Genomic DNA, 6,031 nt, shown 5'->3' on the forward strand with positions numbered 1-6,031 from the left:
TGTTGTCGGGCACGGTGAGGTCGCCGGAGAGGTGCCAGCCGGCCTGATCGAGCAGCAGCAGGGCGTGCTTGCCGGGGCTGACCATGGTGCTGATCTCAGCGAGCTGCAGGTTCATCGCCGCGGTGTTGCAGACCGGCAGGACCAGGGCTGCGCCTTTGCCCTCGCGCGGGCAGACGGCGCCGAAGATGTAATACCCTCCGCACAAAGGCTCGACCTTTGTGCTGAGGGTATCGCGCGCGGGGCTGGTGGGGCGGCCGCGCGCGAACATGACCCCGTCCCAGCCCGCCGAAGGTCAAACCTTCGGCGGGCTGGTATAAGTGGAGGCGTAGCGCTGATCCTGCGGCGCGGCGGGCCTGGTGCCGCGCCGTGCCCAGCGGCGGGCGATCTTGTTCTTCTGGCCGACCCTGGCTTCGTCGGCGAACCAGATCTCTATGGCCTCGGGGGCGAGGCCCTTTTCCTCGGCAATGGCGTCCAGCGCCGTGGGGACGTTTTTTTGAACGCCTCGATCGCGCCCGGACCTTGGGCGTGGTGCTTCGGCCGCGCCGAGAGCTTGCGATAGCCCATCGCGCGCACCTCCCGGCTCAGCGTCTGCTTCGAGACCCTGACGCGGAACTCCTCCCACAGCCACTGGCCGAGGTCGACCAGCCGCCAGCGCACCACGCCATGGACCGCCGGAATCGGGCCGGCCTCGATCGCCGCGGCCAGTGCGGCGCGGTGCGCATCCGTCAGCCGCGGCGGCTGCCCGGGTGCCTTGCGGTCGATCAGCCCCGCCGGCCCCTCGGCGTTGAACCGCAGCACCCAGTCGCGCACGATCTGCAGGGTCACACTGCCGAACTGCGCCGCCTCCGTCCGCGACGCACCGTCGTCGATCGCCGCCAGCGCCAGCAGTCGGCGCGACTGCCTCACGTCCTTCGAGCGCCGTGCCAGGGCGCGCAGATCCGGCGCATCGTAGTCGGGACGAAGGGGAAGCGGCTGACCCATGGCGAGACTCCGTTGCTCGCCAGCTTGAATCAGATCCTGCCCGCGTCGGGGAATCCCCCTCGTGAGTCAGAGCCAGCAGGACGTGGTATTAGGCCGGGTCGGGCGCGCCGTCATGCATGACCCCGTTGGCCCCTGCGTGCGCGGACGGCACCACCGATGCGCCGGATCGGTCAGCCCTCGGCGTCCACCACCAGGGCAGTGGCAGGGAAGGCCGGTTCCTGGCCGCGCGCGTAGGCCTCGAGAACGCGCTCGGAGGGGATTTTGCGCTGCACCTGTCCTTCCGCATCGAAGAACTCGATCACCACCATCGAGGCCTTGAGGTCGAACCGCATCGCCGGGTTGGTGAGCGGAACGGGCTTGCCGAGCACGCTTTGGGGCCGCGGCGAGATGTCGTCCGGCATAGCCGCAGGGACCGCTCGCGCGGTGGGCGATGACAATGGCGGAGAGGCCGGTCGGGTCGCTTCAAGGATCATCGCATGCCTGCCTGGGCCAGAGCCCTCCTCGGCGCGTGCGCCGCATTCCGGTGCCGCTGCGCCGGCGCGTAAGGGCCGCCGGCCAGACGACGCCAGTGGGCACAATCAAGGATGAACGTGAATAAACGGTTAACGCACTGCGACGCGCCGCGCCACCGCGCGCACCGCCACGCCGAGCAGCGGCAATCTCGCATACACCTGCATCCCGGAATCCCAATGGTCGAGATGCGCCGCGATCCTGCCGTCAGGCGCGACCATGATCTCGCTCACGCCCTCGATCGACTGTGCCTTGCCGGCGCGGCGCCAGGTGAAGGTCCAGCGCAGATAACCCGCCGCGACGCCGACCGCGTGATCGGTGACCACGAAGCGCGGCTCGGCGACCGAGGCGAAGAGATGACGCAGCACCCGCTCGAAGGCGTCGCGGCCGCGCAGATCGTGGAAGGGATCGCGGAATCGGATGTCGTCGGAAGCCAGGGCGAGCAGATCGGCGATGGTTTCCGGCGCCAGCCGCTGCCAAGCCTCGCCCCAAGCCCTGACCGCCCCGCCGCGCGCATCGCGCGCCAGATCCTCGAGCCTCATCGTCGTCCCGTCATGCGTCCCACCAGCGGAAAATACAGCGCATAGGGCAGGACGCGCATCAGCTTCAGGGCCGCGGCGAAGCGGCGCGGGAAGGCGACCTCGAATCGCCCGCGCGCCAGCCCGTCGGCGATGCGCCGCGCCGCCTCCTCGACCGGCAGCAGGAAAGGCATGGGAAAGTCGTTGCGGTCGGTCAGCGGCGTCTTCACGAATCCCGGATTGACGACGTTGACCATCACGCCCACGCGGTCCAGGTCGAACTTCAGGCTCTCGGCCATCGCGATCAGCGCCGCCTTGCTGGCGGAGTAGGCGATCGCGCGCGGCAGGCCGCGATAGCCGGCGACCGAGGAGACGACCGCGATCTGGCCGGAGCGGCGCGTGATCATCATCGGCATGACCGACGCCAGTGCCGCGGCCGTGCCGATCACGTTCACCTGAACCTGCCGGATGAATGACTCCAGATCAAATCGTTCTGCGCTGTCGTGCACGTAGGTGCCAGCGTTCAGCACCGCAAGCGCGACTGGTCGCCCGGCCGCCGCCTGCGCCTCGCGCACGGCCGTGGCGACCGCCTGCGCATCGGTGACGTCGGCAGGCGCGGCGAGGATCCGTCCGGGGGCCTCGGCGGCGAGCGCGGCAAGCTCCGCCTCGCGCCGCGCGGTGGCCGCCACGGTCCAGCCGCGCCCGACGAGTTCGCGCGCGAGCTGCCGGCCGATCCCGGAGGAGGCACCTGTGATCCAGGCGATCCCGTCCTCGGGGCGGGCCGGACGCGGCGCCGTCATGCGGACCTGCGCCGGCCGGGTGCGACTCGATCAAGGAACGACGTCGCCTGGCGGCGCAGCGCCGCCACCTTCGCGCTGTCCATCCGATCAAGCGTCCGGTACATCTGCACCATCCTGGGGTTGGCCCCGAGCCGCGCGCGATGACGCGCGAGAAAGTCCCAGTAGAGCGCATTGAAGGGGCAGGCGTGCTCGCCCACCGATGCGCTCACGTCATAGCGGCAGTGCCGGCAATGGTCGCTCATCCGGTCGATGTAGCGGCCCGAGGCGGCGTAGGGCTTCGAGGCCATGATCCCGCCATCTGCATAGAGCGCCATGCCGTGGGTATTCGGCAGTTCCACCCACTCGAAGGCGTCGGCGTAGACGCTCAGGTACCAGTCGTTCACCTCGCGCGGGTCGAGCCCGGCGAGCAGCGCGAAATTGCCCGTCACCATCAGCCGCTGGATGTGGTGCGCGTAGGCGAGCTCGCGCGTCTGGGCAACCACGGCATCAAGGCATCGCATGCCGCTGTCGGCGGACCAGTAGAAGGCGGGCAGCGCGCGATCCGCGCCGAGCGCGTTGAGGCGCGCGTAGTCCGGCATCTTGAGCCAGTAGAGCCCGCGCACGTATTCGCGCCAGCCGAGGATCTGGCGGATGAAGCCCTCGACGGCGTTGAGCGGGGCGCGACCCGCGCGCCATTCGGCCTCGGCCCGCCGGCAGACCTCGAGCGGCAGGAGCAGGCCGAGGTTGAGGCTGGTCGAGAGCAGCGCGTGGAACAGGCTGGCCTCGCCCTCCGCCATCGCATCCTGGTAGTCGCCGAACTGCGGCAGGCGTTCGGCCAGGAAGCGGTCGAGCGCAGCCTCGGCGTCCCGCGCGGTGACCGGCCAGGTGAAGGCGTCGAGCCCGCCCCAGTGGTCGGGGAAGCGGCGCGCGACGAGATCCAGCACCGCGCGTGTGATCGCGTCCGGCTCGACGCGGTACGGCGGCGGCGGATGCACGTCATCCGGCAGGCGCCGGCGGTTCTCGGCGTCGAAGTTCCACCGGCCGCCCGCAGGTTCGTCCCCTTCCATGAGAAGTCCGGTACGGCGGCGCAGCGCACGGTAGAAGTGCTCCATCCGCAGCACGCGCCGGCCCTCGGCCCAGCGCGCGAACTCGGCGCGCGAGCAGATGAAGCGATCATCGTTGCGGATCTCCAGCGCTGCGCCGGCCGCCTCGCCCCAGTGCAGCATGTCGGCGCGCACGCGCCACTCGCCCGGTTCGGTGGCGACGATGCGCGCCGCGCCGTGCCGCCGCACCGCGCGCACCACTTCGCCGCGCAGCGTGCCGGTATTGTCCGGATCGTCGAGCGCGACGTAGTCCACCCGCACGCCGCGAGCCGTCAGGGCCCGGGCGAAATGTCGCATCGCCGCAAGCACCAGGGCGATCTTCTGGCGATGGTGGCGCACATAGGTGCACTCGTCCATCACCTCGGCCATCAGGACGACGTCACGGCCGGGATCGAGATCGGCGAGCGCGGAGAGGGTGCGCGAGCACTGGTCGCCCAGCACCACGCGCAGGGTACGGGCGCTCACGTGCGCACGTAGCGGATCGCCGATCCGTCCTCGCCGGCGAACAGCAGCCCCGACCAGGTGCCGGCGCGATCGTACCAGATGTCGAGCGTCAGATCGCCCGATACGCGGAAGCGTCGCGCGGGCGCGTTCGCGGCGCCGACCGGGACGGTCTCCTCGCCGAGATCCTCGATCCTCGTGGTCAAGAGCCGCCCGCCCTGGGTGTCGATCTTGTGCGTGCGCAGGAAGCGCGCGTGCCAGTAGGAGGTGGACGCGGCGTCCTCGGGCGCGACGTAGCGTCCGGACTCGCTGCCCTCCACCGCGATCCCCTCGCCGTCGGCCCGGGCGCCCACGCGGTAGGGCGTGCCGTTGCGGTCGGTCTCGCTGTCGATCGCGAGCAGCCGGTCGCCGGCCCAGCGCTCGCGGTTGCGATGCGTGTAGCGATAGACCGGGATGCCGAGAAGGCGCACCGCGAGGTCGATCGCGATCTCGACCTGCACCACCTCGCCCACGGGCGTGAAGGCGAGGCTGTGCGTGCCGATCTCGGCGCCGTTGCGCAGCACGCGAAAGACCAAGCGTCCGCCGGGGGGGATCGCGGCGGCGAGGGGAGCGGGGAAAAGCGCCGCCGAAGCTGCGAGGAGGAACGGCCTGCGTGCGATCATCCCCTGATCCTCACGGTCGAGCGTCCGCCATCGATGCCGAAGACCTGGCCGGTGATCCAGCCCGCGTCCGGACCGAGCAGGAAGGCGGCGAGAGCGGCCACATCCTCGGCCTCGCCGAGGCGCGGGATCGGGTGCTGCGCGGCGATCGACTGCGCCATCGCCGGGTTCGCAAGCAGCGGCGCGGCCATGGCGGTGCGGGTCAGGCTCGGTGCGATGCAGTTGACGCGCACGGCGGGCGCGAGTTCCGCGGCGAGCGCGACCGTCAGCCCCTCCACCGCCGCCTTCACCGGTCCGATCACGGAATGGTTCGGGAAGCCGGCACGCGCGGCGACCGACGAGACCAGCACCACGGCCCCACGTCCGACCTTGAGGGCAGGAGCAGCCAGCGCGACCGCTCGGGCGGCGGCGACCACGTTGAGATGGTAGGCGTCGAGGTGGTCGGCGGCCGTGGCCCGGCCGATCGGCTTCAGCACGATCGAGCCGACGCAGAAGGCAAGCCCTGCCAGCGCGCCGCCGGCGGCGGCCACGACCCGGCCGACGGCAGCCTCGTCCAGGACGTCGCAGGGGCTGGACGGCGCGCGGAGTTCATCGGCCAGTGCCGCCAGGCGGACAGGGTCGCGGCCGGCGAGATGCACCGCGTACCCGGCACCGACGAGCCGTCGTGCCAGGGCTGCGCCGATGCCGCCGGTTGCGCCGAAGATCAGGGTCCTGTGCTCCACCGCGCGTCGTTGCCTCCTGTGCGTACCACCCCTTTGCAATGGGTGCGGTCGCCGATCCGGCAGCGTGTCTGACGTGCATGTGATCCCCGCCCCACGAGGGCCGGCTCCTGGAGGGTGAGCGGAGGCGTTTGGAGGTGATGCATCGGCGTGGATGGCTTCGTGGAGGGGAGCATGCGGGGGCTGGTGATCCGGCAGGACGCGCTGCCGAGAGGAGGGCGACGAGCGAGGCGCGGCGCGCGCGGGGGGCGAGGGAGGCGAGGCGCGCGAGACCGAGGGCGAGCTGGTCGCCGCGCTTGGTGCCGGCGAGCGCATGGATCT

6 protein-coding genes and 2 pseudogenes are annotated in these 6,031 nt (G+C 71.1%); all 8 read right to left on the reverse strand.

What is annotated here, in order from left to right:
• Nucleotides 1–190, reverse strand: a pseudogene (locus FK498_RS16665) (IS630 family transposase); the annotation flags it as partial.
• Nucleotides 191–316: 126 nt separating this feature from the next.
• Nucleotides 317–981: pseudogene (locus FK498_RS16670) on the reverse strand (IS630 family transposase); the annotation flags it as partial.
• A gap of 170 nt (nt 982–1,151) precedes the next feature.
• The gene (locus FK498_RS16675) at nt 1,152–1,382 is read right to left on the reverse strand and encodes a hypothetical protein (protein WP_141856531.1); all 231 of its coding nucleotides are present in this window, start codon (nt 1,380–1,382) and stop codon (nt 1,152–1,154) included.
• 201 nt (nt 1,383–1,583) lie between these two features.
• Nucleotides 1,584–2,033 (reverse strand): nuclear transport factor 2 family protein, encoded by a 450-nt coding sequence (locus FK498_RS16680; protein ID WP_141856533.1) that lies wholly within the window; start codon nt 2,031–2,033, stop codon nt 1,584–1,586.
• Nucleotides 2,030–2,809: an SDR family NAD(P)-dependent oxidoreductase gene (locus FK498_RS16685; RefSeq protein WP_141856535.1), complete on the reverse strand. Its 780-nt coding sequence runs from the start codon at nt 2,807–2,809 to the stop codon at nt 2,030–2,032. The genes FK498_RS16680 and FK498_RS16685 overlap by 4 nt, the downstream gene beginning before the upstream one ends.
• Nucleotides 2,806–4,356, reverse strand: a complete 1,551-nt coding sequence (locus FK498_RS16690; RefSeq protein ID WP_141856537.1) for a cryptochrome/photolyase family protein — start codon at nt 4,354–4,356, stop codon at nt 2,806–2,808. Before FK498_RS16690 ends, FK498_RS16685 begins: the two co-directional genes overlap by 4 nt.
• Nucleotides 4,353–4,994 carry a DUF6134 family protein gene (locus tag FK498_RS16695; protein ID WP_141856539.1) on the reverse strand — a complete coding sequence of 214 codons (642 nt, stop codon included), beginning with the start codon at nt 4,992–4,994 and terminating at the stop codon, nt 4,353–4,355. The genes FK498_RS16690 and FK498_RS16695 overlap by 4 nt, the downstream gene beginning before the upstream one ends.
• Nucleotides 4,991–5,713 carry an SDR family NAD(P)-dependent oxidoreductase gene (locus FK498_RS16700; protein ID WP_237560988.1) on the reverse strand — a complete coding sequence of 241 codons (723 nt, stop codon included), beginning with the start codon at nt 5,711–5,713 and terminating at the stop codon, nt 4,991–4,993. The genes FK498_RS16695 and FK498_RS16700 overlap by 4 nt, the downstream gene beginning before the upstream one ends.
• Nucleotides 5,714–6,031 lie beyond the last annotated feature (318 nt).

Source organism: Elioraea sp. Yellowstone, from assembly GCF_006704265.1.
In the GTDB taxonomy this organism is placed as follows: domain Bacteria; phylum Pseudomonadota; class Alphaproteobacteria; order Acetobacterales; family Acetobacteraceae; genus Elioraea.

Excerpts from the sequence above, each read along its gene's own strand:
- FK498_RS16675 (WP_141856531.1), bottom strand. The coding sequence starts at position 1,382 with ATGCCGGACGACATCTCGCCGCGGCCCCAAAGCGTGCTCGGCAAGCCC.
- FK498_RS16680 (WP_141856533.1), bottom strand. The coding sequence starts at position 2,033 with ATGAGGCTCGAGGATCTGGCGCGCGATGCGCGCGGCGGGGCGGTCAGG.
- FK498_RS16685 (WP_141856535.1), bottom strand. The coding sequence starts at position 2,809 with ATGACGGCGCCGCGTCCGGCCCGCCCCGAGGACGGGATCGCCTGGATC.
- FK498_RS16695 (WP_141856539.1), bottom strand. The coding sequence starts at position 4,994 with ATGATCGCACGCAGGCCGTTCCTCCTCGCAGCTTCGGCGGCGCTTTTC.